The following is a 13,396-nucleotide window of genomic DNA, read 5'->3' as shown; positions in this document are numbered from 1 at the left end:
CGCTCTTCCGATCTGCCGGGGGCCTGCCGACGCCGCGCCCGCCGGCGGAAATCCCCGGCGGGCAGGGCGCCGAGGTGCTCGACGGGCGTCTGCCGGTGCTCACCGTCGACGGCACTGACGTCACCGCGGCCTTCGTCCGTGGCGCCGAGGTCGCCCTGGCCCTGGTTCGCCAGCACGGCATCCGCCTGGCCGTGCTGAAGGCGCGCAGCCCCTCCTGCGGCAACCTGCAGAACTACGACGGCAGCTTCTCCGGCACCTTGGTCGAGGGCGAAGGCGTGACCGCCGCGCTGCTGCGCCAGGCCGGTGTGCGGGTGTTCCACGAGGGGCAGTTCGCCGAGGTGACGCAGGCGCTGGCGGAGCTGGAGGGGCGCGGCTAACCGTTTCGCCCGCGCATGAAAAAGGGAGGCCGAGGCCTCCCTTTTCATTGCCGCGCCGCGCTTAGAACAGCACGCGGGTACGGATGGTGCCGTTGATCTGGTGCAGCTTCTCCAGCGCCAGGTCGGAATAGGTGGCATCGACGTCGATGACCACGTAGCCGACCTTGTCGTTGGTCTGCAGGAACTGACCGGAAATGTTGATGCCGTTGTCGGCGAAGACCTTGTTGATCTCGCTCATCACGCCCGGAATGTTCTGGTGGATATGCAGCAGGCGGTGCTTGCCCGGGTGCGCCGGCAGGGCGACTTCGGGGAAGTTGACCGAGGACACCGAGGTGCCGTTGTCGCTGTACTTGACCAGCTTCTCGGCGACTTCCAGGCCGATGTTGGCCTGCGCCTCGGCGGTGGAACCGCCGATGTGCGGGGTCAGGATCACGCGATCCAGGCCGCGCAGCGGGCTTTCGAAGATGTCGTCGTTGGACTTGGGCTCCACCGGGAACACGTCGATGGCCGCGCCGATCAGGTGTTCGTCCTTGATCGCTTCGGCCAGCGCGTCGAGTTTGACCACGGTGCCGCGGGCGGCGTTGATCAGGATGCCGCCCTTCTTGATCGCACGGATCTCGCGCTCGCCGATCATCCACTGGGTGGACGGCAGTTCCGGCACGTGCAGGGTGACGATGTCGCTCTGGCCGAGCAGGTCGTGCAGGTTGCTGACCTGGGTGGCGTTGCCCAGCGGCAGCTTGGTCACCACGTCGTAGAAGCTGACCTGCATGCCCAGCGCTTCGGCGAGGACCGAGAGCTGGGTGCCGATCGAGCCGTAGCCGACGATGCCGAGCTTCTTGCCGCGAATCTCGAAGGAGTTCGCCGCGCTCTTGATCCAGCCGCCACGGTGGCAGGAAGCGTTCTTCTCGGGGATGCCGCGCAGCAGCAGGATGGCTTCGGCGAGCACCAGTTCGGCCACCGAGCGGGTATTCGAGTAGGGCGCGTTGAACACCGCGATACCGCGCTCGCGGGCAGCGTTCAGGTCGACCTGGTTGGTGCCGATGCAGAAGCAGCCGACCGCCACCAGTTTCTTCGCGCAGTCGAAGACTTCTTCGGTCAACTGGGTGCGCGAGCGGATGCCGATGAAGTGGGCGTCAGCGATCTTGTTCTTCAGTTCGTCGCCGGAGAGCGCCGTCTTGATGAATTCGATGTTGCTGTAACCAGCCGCCTTCAGGGTATCCACGGCATTCTGGTGGACGCCTTCGAGAAGAAGGAACTTGATCTTGCTCTTGTCGAGGGAGGTCTTGCTCATCTGCTTGAACCTGTTGTCCCGGAGCCGGTAATCCGGCAAAAGTGGCAGGAGACGGCAGCCCGGGGCTGCTCGTGTGAAACCGCCCGGAATCGCCTGGGAGGCGCGATCCACGGGGAGCGCATGCTAACATGATCTCCTTTTTTCTGGCTTGGCTGCGACCTGAAAGCTTCTCAGGTGGCGCATGAACGACACGAGAGTTGCACTGATGACCGATGCTGCCCTGATCGACCCCGCCCTGATCGAAGCGCTGAAAACCCTGGTCGAGCCCGGCAAGGTGCTGACCGACAGCGCGTCGCTGGACACCTACGGCAAGGACTGGACCAAGCACTACGCGCCGGCGCCGTCCGCCATCGTCTTTCCGAAGACCGTCGAGGAAGTGCAGGCCATCGTGCGCTGGGCCAACCAGCATCGCGTCGCGCTGGTGCCCTCGGGCGGCCGCACCGGGCTGTCGGCCGCCGCCGTCGCCGCGCATGGCGAGGTGGTGGTGGCGTTCGATTACATGAACCGCATCCTCGACTTCAACGCCACCGACCGCTCGGTGGTCTGCCAGCCCGGCGTGATCACCGAACAGCTGCAGAATTTCGCCGAGGAAAACGGCCTGTACTACCCGGTGGACTTCGCTTCGGCCGGCTCCAGCCAGATCGGCGGCAACATCGGCACCAACGCCGGCGGGATCAAGGTGATCCGCTACGGCATGACCCGCAACTGGGTGGTCGGCCTGAAGGTCGTCACCGGCGAGGGCGAATTGCTGGAGCTGAACAAGGACCTGGCGAAGAACGCCACCGGCTACGACCTGCGCCACCTGTTCATCGGCGCCGAAGGCACGCTGGGCTTCGTCGTCGAGGCCACCATGCGCCTGGAGCGCCAGCCGACCAACCTCACCGCGATGGTCCTCGGCACGCCGGACTTCGAGTCGATCATGCCGGTGCTGCACGCCTTCCAGAGCAAGATGGACCTGACCGCCTTCGAGTTCTTCGCCGATAACGCGCTGGGCAAGATCCTCGACCGCGGCGACATCCCGGCGCCGTTCGAGACCCGCTGCGCCTTCTATGCGCTGCTCGAATTCGAGGCCATCACCGAGCAGCGCGCCGACGAGGCGCTGGCCACCTTCGAGCACTGCGTCGAACAGGGCTGGGTGGTCGATGGCGTGATGAGCCAGAGCGAAACCCAGCTGCGCAACCTTTGGCGGCTGCGCGAGGACATCTCGGAAACCATCGCGCCCTTCACCCCGTACAAGAACGATATCTCGGTCACCGTCTCGAAAGTGCCGGCTTTCCTGGCCGACATCGATGCCATCGTCAGCACCAACTATCCGGATTTCGAAGTGCTCTGGTACGGACACATCGGCGACGGCAACCTGCACCTGAACATCCTCAAGCCGGCCAATCTCAGCAAGGACGAGTTCTTCGGCAAGTGCGCCGCGGTGAACAAGTGGGTGTTCGAGACGGTGCAGAAGTACAACGGGTCGATCTCCGCCGAGCACGGCGTCGGCATGACCAAGCGCGATTATCTGACCTACAGCCGCTCACCGGCTGAAATAGCCTACATGAGGGCCATCAAGGCCGCGTTCGACCCGAACGGCATCATGAACCCTGGCAAGATCTTCGCCTGAGCGCCGCGGGCACGGGGATGCGCTTCATGCAGTTACGCAGGCGGGCGCTGGCCCGGCCTGCGGTCTGAAACCCCAACGGTTTTCTCTTCCACCCCTGCCCAAGGAGTCGCCCCATGAGTTACCAGCATCAATATGTCGACGGCACCCATATCCACTTCCCCATGGGCAAAGTGGTCTGCATCGGTCGCAACTACGCCGAGCATGCCAAGGAACTCAACAACGCCGTGCCGACTGAACCGCTGCTGTTCATCAAGCCGGGCAGTTGCGTGGTGCCGATCGCCGGCGGCTTCAGCATTCCCCAGGATCGCGGTTCGGTGCACTACGAGGCGGAAATCGCCGTGCTGATCGGCAAGCCGCTGTCGCGCACGCCGAGCGAAGAGGAAGTCATCGACGCCATCTCCGGTTTCGCCCCGGCCCTCGACCTGACCCTGCGCGACGTGCAGGCCAAGCTGAAGGAGAAGGGCTACCCGTGGGAGCTGGCCAAGTCGTTCGACGGCGCCTTCGTCCTCGCGCCGTTCGTTCCGGGCGATTCGATCAGCGACCTGGGCGACATCGGCATCCGCCTGGTGATCGACGGCGAAGTGCGCCAGGACGGCAACAGTCGCGACATGCTCAACCCGATCCTGCCGCTGATCCAGCACATCGCCAGCCACTTCAGCCTGCAACCGGGCGACGTGATCTCCACCGGTACGCCGGTGGGCGTCGGTCCGCTCGCCTCGGGCAGCACCCTGAAGCTGGAACTGGTCGGCCGTTCGAGCTTCGACAGCCAGGTGCTTTGACGTCCGGCGGCCCGCCGCGCGGCGGGCCACCGAGGGCGATGATCCGACGGGCTTTCGACGGCTTGGCGAAAGCCTCATCGGGCATCCTGCCGGGCGTTCAGCTCGGCGTAAGCTCCGCCTGATATCCCTGCGCCACCTTCCCCTTCCGAGTAGTAGTTTCGATGCGTGTCGCCCTGAATCCGAAAATACTCCTGGCCGCCTCGCTGGCCGTCCTGCTGGTGCTCAGCGGACAGTACTTCCGCCTGTTCGAGCGCGGCTGGTTCGCGCTCCAGGAATGGCGCCACGCCGATGCGTGGGAAGCGCGCTCGGTATGGCTGCCCGATTACCGGGTGACGCTGGACGGCCAGCCGATCGAAGGCCTCGACGAGGACCTCTCGGCGCTGACCTACGACCCGGACCGCAAGACGCTGTTCTCGGTGACCAACAAGCATCAGCGTCTGGTCGAGCTGTCGCTGGATGGGCGCCTGCTGCGCAGCGTCGAGCTGGTGGGTTTCAAGGACCCCGAGGCGGTCGAGTACATCGAACCCAACGTCTACGTGATCGCCGACGAGCGCCGCCAGCAACTGGTGCGCGTGCAACTGGACGAGGACACCCGCTCGGTCGACGCGAGCTCGGCGCAGAAGCTCTCCTTGGGGATCGGCACAAACGGCAACAAAGGCTTTGAGGGGCTCGGCTACGATACCGCGGGCAAGCGTCTGTTCGTCGCCAAGGAGCGCGATCCGGTGCGGATCTACGAGGTCCGCGGGTTCCCCTACGGCACGTCGCCGGAGTCGATCTCGGTGCACGTACTGGAGGATCGCAAGCGGGATGCCAGGCTATTCGTGCGCGACCTTTCCAGTCTCGAGTACGACCGCCAGAGCGGCCATCTGCTGGTGCTCTCCGACGAGTCGCGGATGATCCTGGAGCTGGACGTGGAGGGCCGGCCGATCAGCAGCCTGTCGCTGCGCGCCGGGCAGAACGGCCTGGCGAAAAGCGTCCCGCAGGCCGAGGGTCTGGCGATGGACGACGAGGGCGCGTTGTACGTGGTCAGCGAGCCGAACCTCTTCTACAAGTTCGAGAAACCCGCCAGGTGAACGCCACGCCGTTGCGGCGTGGCGTCTTGCGTCAGAACTGCAGGCTGACCCCCAGCGAGTAGCCGGTCTGACTGCCTTCGCTGTGGCCGAAGCGGCTGTTCGCTTCGGCGAACACAGCGAACATCGGGTTGATCAGCAGGCGGCTGCCCAGTTGGGCGCGGCCGAAGCGGGTGTCCACGCTGCCGAGTTCGGCGACCCGCACCTGGCGATCGCCACGGCTGACCAGGTCGATGTCTTCGAGGCGACCGTCACCCAGTTCCTTGACCAGTGCCACGCTGCCGTAGGGCTGCAACTGCATGCCGTTGCCCAGCGCCAGGTTGCCGCGCAGGCGCCAGCCGAGGCTGGCTTCCAGCGAGTCGAAGGTCTGATCCTCGTAGCCGAGGGCGGTGCGCAGGTCTTCGCGTTCGTTGAAGCTGTCGATGCGGTAGTGGCTGTAGTCCAGGCCGGCGAAGGGGCCGCTGCGCAGTTCGCCGAAGCTGAAGTCGTAGCCGCCTTCGACGCGGGCGCTCCAGAACAGCGCGCTGGTGTCGCCGCTGAGTTCCTGGTCGAGGAGCACCGGGCCGCCGTCACTCTGGATCTGCAGCTGGCGATCACTGTCGAAGCTGGCGTGACCCAGGCTGAGGTCGCCGGCCAGCCAGGCTGGGCCGCCGTCGTTGAGCAGGGCGTAGACGCCGGCCAGCCAGGTGTCGTTGTCCAACTTGCCGCGATGCTCCAGCTCGTCGCGACCGTTCTGGTAGCTCAGGCTGGCGCCCAGGGTGAGGCTGTCGCTGAGCTGATAGTCGCCCAGCATGTACAGGCCGAAGCGCCGTGCCTCCGGGTTCGGAGCCTCGTCGAAGCCCTGGTCCGGGGCGATTTCGCCGTCGGCACCGATCTCGCCGTCGAAGCTGCCGGTTTCGCGACTCATACTCTGCAGCGTCAGCCAGCGGCGTTCGTGCAGGCGGCTGAGGGTCTGGTGCTGGCGCTGCAGGTTGTCCTGCATGTTGCGCGCGACGGCGCCGCCGGACGCGGTGGAGGCCAGCAGGTCGGCGTTGGTCAGCTCCAGCACCAGGCGGCTGAGCAGGCGCGAGTAGTCGCGCAGGCGCTGCTCGATGCGCTCGGCGCCGAAGGCGTCGGTCAGCACGTCCTCGTTGTCCAGCGTCGGGTTGTGCCAGGTCGCGCCACCGGGAATCGCCGGGTTGGTGGTCTGCTCGTAGCCGTCCAGGTCACCGATGTCCCAGTTGGTCGCCTCGACGTAGAGGATCGGCACGCCGAGGTCCTCGAAGGATTCGCCGTCGCTGCAGCAGCCCGTGCCAATTGGATATTCGTCGTTGAGACCGGGGTTGCTGTGCAGCTCGATGTTCAGCTCCTTCGCGATGCGAAAGGTCTGTTCGCGCCAGGCGGCCAACGCGGGGTTCTCCGCGCTGTTGATGCCGGCGTGGGCGTACATCATGTCGCCGGTGATCAGGCTGTCGAGGTTGATCATGCCGAGCATGTTGGCGCGCTGGGTGGCGTCCAGCGAGGCGACGTAGGCGGCGGAGCCGCGCAGGCCTTCTTCCTCGGCGCCGAAGCCGACGATCTGCACGCCGTTCTCCATCTTCAGGCCGCCGAGGTTGCGCGCGATCTCGGTGAGTACCGCGGCACCGGAGCCATTGTCGTCCAGGCCTTGCAGGGTGGGCCTGCCATAGTAGGTATCGAAGTGGGCGCCGATGACCACATAACGGTCGGTGGTGCCGGCGGCGGAGGCGATGACGTTCTGCGACGCGCGGGTGCCGTTGGACCAGGTGAAATTCTGCCGGCTCAGGGTGTAGCTGTTGCCCATCTGCGCCGCCATCCAGTCCGCGGCGCCGGCGAAGTTGGCGGTCCCCCGATAGCGACCCGGATAGTCGTTGATCAGGGTGTCGAGTGTAGTGGCGGCATGCTCGCCGTACTCGTATGCGCCTGCCCAGTTGGGCAGCAGTGCACTGGCCAGGGCCAGGCTCAGAATCGAAAGCTTTGACACGAGACGCTCCTGCGGTTTGTTTTTTGGCGTGGAGCCGTTTGCAGGATGTGCGCCTTAACCTGGCACGAACGTCAGGTTGGCGCCTGACTGTATGGATGAGTCGCCTTTGTACACGTTTGTATCAGGCTCTTTACATTTGGCTGTGAGGCCCGTTCCAGAGCCATAAAAAAAGCGCACCGGGCAGGTGCGCTTCGCCTGGCGGCAGAAACGGCCGGGTGGCCGCCCTCAGCGGGTCAGCGTCTGCACGCCGTTGGCGGTGCCGAGCAACAGCAGGTCGGCGGGGCGCGCGGCGAACAGGCCGTTGGTGACCACGCCGACGATGTTGTTGAGGTCTTCCTCGAGCGCCATCGGGCTGTCGATGCGCAGGTTGTGCACGTCGAGGATGATGTTGCCGTTGTCGGTCAGCACGCCCTCGCGGTACACCGGATCGCCGCCGAGTTTGACGATCTGCCGGGCGACGTGGCTGCGCGCCATGGGGATCACCTCCACGGGCAGCGGGAAGCCGCCGAGCAGCGGCACGCGTTTGCTGCCATCGGCGATGCAGATGAAGGTGCGCGCCACCGCGGCGACGATCTTCTCGCGGGTCAGCGCGGCGCCACCGCCCTTGATCAGCTCCAGGCGGTCGTTGGCTTCGTCGGCGCCGTCGACGTAGAACTCAAGGTCGCTGACCGTGTTCAGCTCGTAGACCGGAATCCCGTGGCCCTTGAGGCGCGCGGCGGTGGCTTCGGAGCTGGCCACGGCGCCGTCGAACTCCATCTTGTGCCGGGCCAGCGCGTCGATGAAGCAGTTGGCGGTGGAGCCGGTGCCGACGCCGACGATGCTCTTGGCGTCGAGTTTGGGGAGAATGAAGTCGACCGCGGCCTGTGCCACCGCCTGCTTGAGTTGGTCCTGGGTCATGTCCGTTTCCGCGCCGCTGGGGCTTTCAAAAGACACCATTATAGCCGTGCGAACCGCCAAAACCGCGCATTCGTTGTGGTCCGTGGCGGAACGGCTGGAGTAGACTTCCGGGTCCCCGAAGTGCCCGCCAGTGAAGCCGTGATGCTCGAACAGTACGTCAAGAAGATCCTCAGCTCGCGCGTCTACGACGTCGCCGTGGAAACCCCGCTGCAGCCCGCCAGGCAGCTCAGTGAGCGCCTGGGCAACCAGATTCTGCTCAAGCGTGAAGACCTGCAGCCGGTGTATTCCTTCAAGGTGCGGGGTGCCTACAACAAGCTGGCGCAGCTGTCCGCCGAGGAACTGGCGCGCGGCGTGGTCACCGCCTCGGCCGGCAACCACGCGCAGGGCCTGGCGCTGGCTGCCCGCGAGCTGGGCATCGAGGCGACCATCGTCATGCCGCGCACCACGCCCGAGCTGAAGGTGCAGGGCGTGCGCGCCCGCGGCGGCAAGGTGGTGCTGCACGGCGACGCGTTCCCCGAGGCGCTGGCGCATTCGCTGAAACTGGTCGAGGAAAAGGGCTACGTCTACATCCACCCGTACGACGACCCGCACGTGATCGCCGGTCAGGGCACCGTGGCGATGGAAATCCTCCGCCAGTACCAGGGCCCGCTGGATGCCGTGTTCGTTCCGGTCGGCGGCGGCGGCCTGATTTCCGGGATCGCCGCCTACATCAAGTACCTGCGCCCGCAGACCAAGGTCATCGGCGTCGAGCCGGACGACTCCAATTGCCTGCAGCAGGCGCTGGCCGCCGGCGAGCGCGTCGTGCTGCCGCAGGTCGGACTGTTCGCCGACGGTGTCGCCGTGGCGCAGATCGGCCTGCACAACTTCGAGATTTGCCGGCATTACGTCGACGAAGTGATCACCGTCAGCACCGACGAAATCTGCGCGGCGATCAAGGATATCTACGACGACACCCGCTCGATCACCGAGCCTGCCGGCGCGCTGGGCGTGGCCGGGATCAAGAAGTACGTCGAGCGCGACGGCGTGCGCGGGCAGACACTGGTGGCGATCGACTCCGGCGCCAACGTCAACTTCGACCGCCTGCGCCACGTCGCCGAGCGCGCGGAGCTGGGCGAGAAGCGCGAGGCGATCATCGCCGTGACCATCCCCGAGCAGCCCGGCAGCTTCAAGGCCTTCTGCGAGGCGATCGGCAAGCGCCAGATCACCGAATTCAACTACCGCTACCACAGCGCGCGCGAGGCGCAGATATTCGTCGGCGTGCAGACCCACCCGGAGAACGACCCGCGCGCGGCGCTGGTGGAAAACCTCCGTGGCCAGGGCTTCCCGGTGCTCGACCTGACCGACAACGAGCTGGCCAAGCTGCATATCCGCCACATGGTCGGCGGCCACAGCGCGCAGGTCGACGACGAGATGGTGCTGCGCTTCGAGTTCCCCGAGCGGCCGGGCGCGCTGTTCAACTTCCTCAACAAGCTCGGCGGGCGCTGGAACATCTCGATGTTCCATTACCGCAACCATGGCGCCGCCGACGGTCGCGTACTGGCCGCGCTGCAGGTGCCGCCGGAGGAGCGTCACCAGGTGCCGGCCGCGCTGGAAGCCATCGGCTATCCCTACTGGGACGAGACCGAGAACCCCGCCTACAAACTGTTCCTCGGCTGACCGATGCGCATCCTGTTGGTGGGCGCGGGCGGTTTCATCGGCCGTCACCTGCTGACGGCCCTGCAGGCGGGCGGCCATGAAGTGGTCGCCACCTCGCGCTCGGGCAGGGGCGCCGAGCTGCCGGGCGTAAGCTGGCGCGCGCTGGACCTCGCCACGCTGGCGGACGACCCCACGGCGTTCGGCTGGCCGGAGCAGGTCGAGCTGCTGATCAACGCCGCCGGGCTGCTCGATACCGACGCCGAACACCTCGACCGCGTGCAGCACCGCGGTACCCGCGCGCTCTTCGATCTCGCCGCGCAATGGCCGGTGAAGGTCATCCACATTTCTGCATTGGGCGCCGGCAGCCAGCGCGACGTGCCCTTTCTGGCGAGCAAGGCCATCGCCGACGACCACCTGCTCGAACTCGGCGTGCCGGCCGTGGTGCTGCGCCCGTCGTTGGTACTCGGCCAGGGCAGCGCCAGCAGCGCCTGGCTCGGGCGCCTGTCGGTGTGGCCGCTGGCGCCGCTGCTGGATACCCGCGCGCAGCTGCAGCCGTTGCACATCGACGATCTGGTAGGCGCCGTGCTGGCGCTGCTGCGGCACTGGCCGGAGGAATCCTGCGTGCTGCCGGTGGTGGGCGGCGAGCCGATGACCCAGGCCGAGATCGTCCAGTTGCTGCGTCGCCAGCAGGGCCGCGGGCGCGCGCTGACCTTCGCGCTGCCGGGCTGGCTGGCGGCGATCGGCGCCTTCCTCGGCGACACCTTTGGCTGGCGCGCGCTGAATTCGCAGACGCGCACGCTGGCGCGGCGCGACAACATCGCCTCCGGCGAGCCGCTGCAGGATGCCTGCGGCTACCGCGTGGCGCCCTTGCGCGCGCGCCTGCACGAGTGGCCGGACGCCCGCAGCACCGCCAGCGATGCCCTGCGCCCGTTGCTGCTGGCGACCCTGCTGCTGGTCTGGCTGGGCACCGCCTACGTCTGCCTCGGGCCGGGCTTCAACTGGGGCCTGAGCATCCTCGCCGAGGCCGGCGTGCGCGGCGAGGGCGCGGCCTGGGTGGTTCGCGTCGGTGCCGTCTGCGACGCGCTGCTCGGCCTCGGCCTGCTCAGCCGTCGCTGGCGCAAGCCGGCCCTGCGCGCGCAGCTGGCGCTGATGCTCGGCTACAGCTTGATCCTCACGGCGATCCTGCCGTACTACTGGTTCGATCCGTTCGCTGCGCTGGGCAAGAATCTGGTCCTCATGGTCGCCACGCTCTGGCTGTTGTGGACCGAGCCTGGAGCTGGACAAATGCGCCGATGAGCTTCTACCTGACCCTCAAGACCCTGCACATCCTCTCGTCCACGGTCCTCTTCGGCACCGGCCTGGGTTCGGCCTACTACAGCCTGCGCGCCTGGCTCAGCGGCCGCGTCGAGGTGATCGCGGTGACCTTCCGCCACCTGGTCTTCGCCGACTGGGTGTTCACCGCCACCGCGGCGGTGTTCCAGCCGCTTTCCGGGCTGGCTCTGGCGCACCTGGCCGGCTTCGACATCACCCAGCCGTGGCTGCTCTGGAGCCTGGGGCTCTACGTGTTCGCCGGCGCCTGCTGGCTTCCGGTGGTCTGGCTGCAGATCCGCATCCATCGCCTCGCCGAGGACGCGCTGCGCGACGGCACGCCCATCGCGCCGGTCGCCGCGCGCTACATGCGCCTGTGGTTCATCCTCGGCTGGCCGGCGTTCGCGGCTTTTCTGATCATCTTCCATCTCATGGTGAACAAGGGCTTTTGATGACGCAGGCAGCCAGAAAAGCCCCCTCCGCCGTCGTCGTCGTGGCGCTGGTGACCGCCCTCTGTCTGACCGGCGACTCGATGCTCTATATCGCCCTGCCGATCTACTGGCGCGAGGCGGGGCTGGATTCGCTCTGGCAGGTCGGCGTGCTGCTGTCGGTGAACCGGCTGGTGCGCCTGCCGTTCAACCCGCTGATCGGCGCGCTGTACCGGCGCATCTCGCTGAAGACCGGGCTGCTGCTGGCGGTTGTTCTCGGCGTCATCACCACGCTCGGCTACGCGCTGGCCAGCAGCTTCGTCGCCTGGCTGGCGCTGCGGGCGCTGTGGGGCGTGGCCTGGTCGTTTTTCCGCATCGGCGGCATGTCGACGGTGGTCTACAGCGCGGCCGAGGGCGGTCGCGGGCGGGCGATGGGGCTGTACAACGGGCTGTACCGGCTCGGCAGCCTCGGCGGCATGCTGATCGGCGGGTTGCTGGTGCCGCGCTACGGATTGCCGGCGCTGGCCGCCGGTTTCGGCATCGCCTCGCTGCTCGGCATCCCGCTGTTGCTGATGGGCTTCCGGCTGCCGCCAGGCCACGAGCAGGCGACGTCCGCTGCCGCGGCGGTGGCGCAGGGCGAGCCGCTGCTCGGACGCTTCTGGAACCGCGTGGTGCTCAGTGGCTTCTGCATCGCGCTGCTGATACAGGGCGTGCTTGCCGCGACGCTCAGCGCCCTGATCGAGCATTACTACGGCGCCCGCATCGACCTGTTCGGCCTGTTGCTCAGCGTCACCGCGCTGTCCGGGCTGCTGCAGGCGGCGCGCTGGAGCTGGGAAACCTGGCTGGGTGGCCGCATCGGTCACTGGAGCGACGGTGCGCGCGGCCGCCTGCCGCTGTTGATCGGCACGCTGGTGCTGGGCGCGCTGGGGTTCGCCGGACTCGGCAGCGGGTTGCCGTTGGGCCTGTGGCTGCCGACCTGCCTGCTGGTGATGCTGCTGTGCACCGCGCTGACCACGCTCAACGATGCGCTGGCGGCGGATGCCGCCCGGCGCGGCGACGTGGTGCGGGCGATGACGCGCTACTCCGTGGCCCAGGATCTGGGCGCCGCGCTGGGGCCGGTGCTGGCGTTCCTGCTGGTGGCGCTGCCCGGCGGTTTCATCTGGCTGTACGGCGGCGGCGGGCTGATGCTCGCCGTGCTGGCCGGATTGTGGTGGCGCAACCGGGGCGCGGCGGCGCTTAGCGCAGCGTGATGACCGGCCAGCCGCGGCGCTCGGCCTCGGCGCGCAGGGTCGGGTCGGGGTCGACGGCGACCGGGCGGGTGACCTGCTCGAGCAGCGGCAGGTCGTTCATCGAGTCGCTGTAGAAGGCGCTGTCGGAGAGGTCCAGGCCATTCTCCGCGAGCCAGCGGTTCAGCCGCGTGACCTTGCCTTCCTTGAAGCAGGGCACGTCGGTGGTGCGCCCGGTGTAGTGCCCGTCGGCCATCTCGCACTCGGTGGCGAGCAGTGTCTCCACACCCAGTCGCGCGGCGATGGGCTGGGTGACGAAGCGGTTGGTGGCGGTGATGATCAGCAGCTTGTCGCCGGCCGCGCGGTGCTCGGCGAGCAGCGCTTCGCCCTTGGGCAGGATGATCGGCTCGATGCATTCCTTCATGAACTCCAGGTGCCAGTCGGCCAGTTGCCGCATCTCGCTGCGGCCAAGGATTTCCAGGCTGAAGTTGAGGTACGCCTGGATGTCCAGCTTGCCGGCCAGGTAGTCCTGGTAGAAGGCGTCGTTGCGCGCCTTGTAGGCGACGCCGTCGAGGATGCCGCGGGCGCACAGCCAGTCGCCCCAGGCGTGGTCGCTGTCGCCGCCCAGGAGGGTGTTGTCGAGATCGAATAGGGCCAGGCGCACGGTGAACCTCTCTTGGCGAAAAGCCCGCAGCATAGCGAAAAAGCCCCGCGCGCTGCAGGTACGCCGGCATTAGCGGCACGCCGCGACGGCGATTTCGGCGAATCGCGGCGCGCAGGCGCCAGCCGCCT

General features: G+C 67.1%; 12 protein-coding genes. 8 read left to right on the top strand and 4 right to left on the bottom strand.

Features of this window, described 5'->3' with window-relative positions; all coding sequences use genetic code 11:
- A partial coding sequence (locus tag B2X67_RS10760; protein WP_286785490.1) for a DUF523 domain-containing protein occupies positions 1-377 on the top strand: 377 nt, incomplete at its 5' end.
- A 61-nt stretch (positions 378-438) separates the two neighbouring features.
- Here the strand turns inward: B2X67_RS10760 and serA are convergent.
- A complete protein-coding gene (gene serA / locus B2X67_RS10755; RefSeq protein WP_273234021.1) occupies positions 439-1,668 on the bottom strand; it encodes a phosphoglycerate dehydrogenase in 1,230 nt (409 codons plus the stop codon).
- A gap of 220 nt (positions 1,669-1,888) precedes the next feature.
- On the opposite strand from serA, the gene B2X67_RS10750 reads away from it, so the two are divergent.
- From B2X67_RS10750 to B2X67_RS10740, 3 genes are all read left to right on the top strand, one after another.
- Positions 1,889-3,280: an FAD-binding oxidoreductase gene (locus B2X67_RS10750; RefSeq protein ID WP_286785491.1), complete on the top strand. Its 1,392-nt coding sequence runs from the start codon at positions 1,889-1,891 to the stop codon at positions 3,278-3,280.
- Positions 3,281-3,393: 113 nt separating this feature from the next.
- On the top strand, positions 3,394-4,059 hold the full coding sequence (locus B2X67_RS10745; RefSeq protein WP_282340253.1) for a fumarylacetoacetate hydrolase family protein: 666 nt from the start codon (positions 3,394-3,396) through the stop codon (positions 4,057-4,059).
- Positions 4,060-4,220: 161 nt separating this feature from the next.
- Positions 4,221-5,132: an SdiA-regulated domain-containing protein gene (locus tag B2X67_RS10740; RefSeq protein ID WP_286785489.1), complete on the top strand. Its 912-nt coding sequence runs from the start codon at positions 4,221-4,223 to the stop codon at positions 5,130-5,132.
- A gap of 31 nt (positions 5,133-5,163) precedes the next feature.
- Here the strand turns inward: B2X67_RS10740 and B2X67_RS10735 are convergent, their stop codons facing one another.
- Together B2X67_RS10735 and rpiA are read right to left on the bottom strand one after the other, a co-directional pair.
- A complete protein-coding gene (locus tag B2X67_RS10735; protein WP_286785488.1) occupies positions 5,164-7,110 on the bottom strand; it encodes an autotransporter outer membrane beta-barrel domain-containing protein in 1,947 nt (648 codons plus the stop codon).
- A 225-nt stretch (positions 7,111-7,335) separates the two neighbouring features.
- Positions 7,336-8,007 carry a ribose-5-phosphate isomerase RpiA gene (gene rpiA / locus B2X67_RS10730; protein WP_286785487.1) on the bottom strand — a complete coding sequence of 224 codons (672 nt, stop codon included), beginning with the start codon at positions 8,005-8,007 and terminating at the stop codon, positions 7,336-7,338.
- Positions 8,008-8,127: 120 nt separating this feature from the next.
- Between rpiA and ilvA the strand changes: the two genes are divergently transcribed.
- Genes ilvA through B2X67_RS10710 form a run of 4 tightly spaced genes read left to right on the top strand, consistent with a single transcriptional unit; the run spans position 8,128 to position 12,628 of the window.
- Complete coding sequence (ilvA, locus tag B2X67_RS10725) at positions 8,128-9,663, top strand: threonine ammonia-lyase, biosynthetic (protein ID WP_282339286.1); 1,536 nt, start codon at positions 8,128-8,130, stop codon at positions 9,661-9,663.
- A 3-nt stretch (positions 9,664-9,666) separates the two neighbouring features.
- Complete coding sequence (locus tag B2X67_RS10720; protein ID WP_286785486.1) at positions 9,667-10,938, top strand: SDR family oxidoreductase; 1,272 nt, start codon at positions 9,667-9,669, stop codon at positions 10,936-10,938.
- Positions 10,935-11,402: a DUF2269 family protein gene (locus B2X67_RS10715; RefSeq protein ID WP_286785485.1), complete on the top strand. Its 468-nt coding sequence runs from the start codon at positions 10,935-10,937 to the stop codon at positions 11,400-11,402. Before B2X67_RS10720 ends, B2X67_RS10715 begins: the two co-directional genes overlap by 4 nt.
- On the top strand, positions 11,402-12,628 hold the full coding sequence (locus B2X67_RS10710; protein WP_286785484.1) for an MFS transporter: 1,227 nt from the start codon (positions 11,402-11,404) through the stop codon (positions 12,626-12,628). Before B2X67_RS10715 ends, B2X67_RS10710 begins: the two co-directional genes overlap by 1 nt.
- Here the strand turns inward: B2X67_RS10710 and B2X67_RS10705 are convergent.
- Complete coding sequence (locus tag B2X67_RS10705; RefSeq protein ID WP_286785483.1) at positions 12,615-13,268, bottom strand: HAD family hydrolase; 654 nt, start codon at positions 13,266-13,268, stop codon at positions 12,615-12,617. The genes B2X67_RS10710 and B2X67_RS10705 overlap by 14 nt on opposite strands.
- Between the last annotated feature and the right edge of the window lie 128 nt (positions 13,269-13,396).

The organism is Pseudomonas sp. UBA3153, assembly GCF_002364635.1.
Taxonomy (GTDB): Bacteria; Pseudomonadota; Gammaproteobacteria; order Pseudomonadales; family Pseudomonadaceae; genus Pseudomonas_O; species Pseudomonas_O kuykendallii.
Note: the sequence above shows the minus strand (reverse complement) of the source record. Positions and strands in the feature narration are given on the sequence as shown.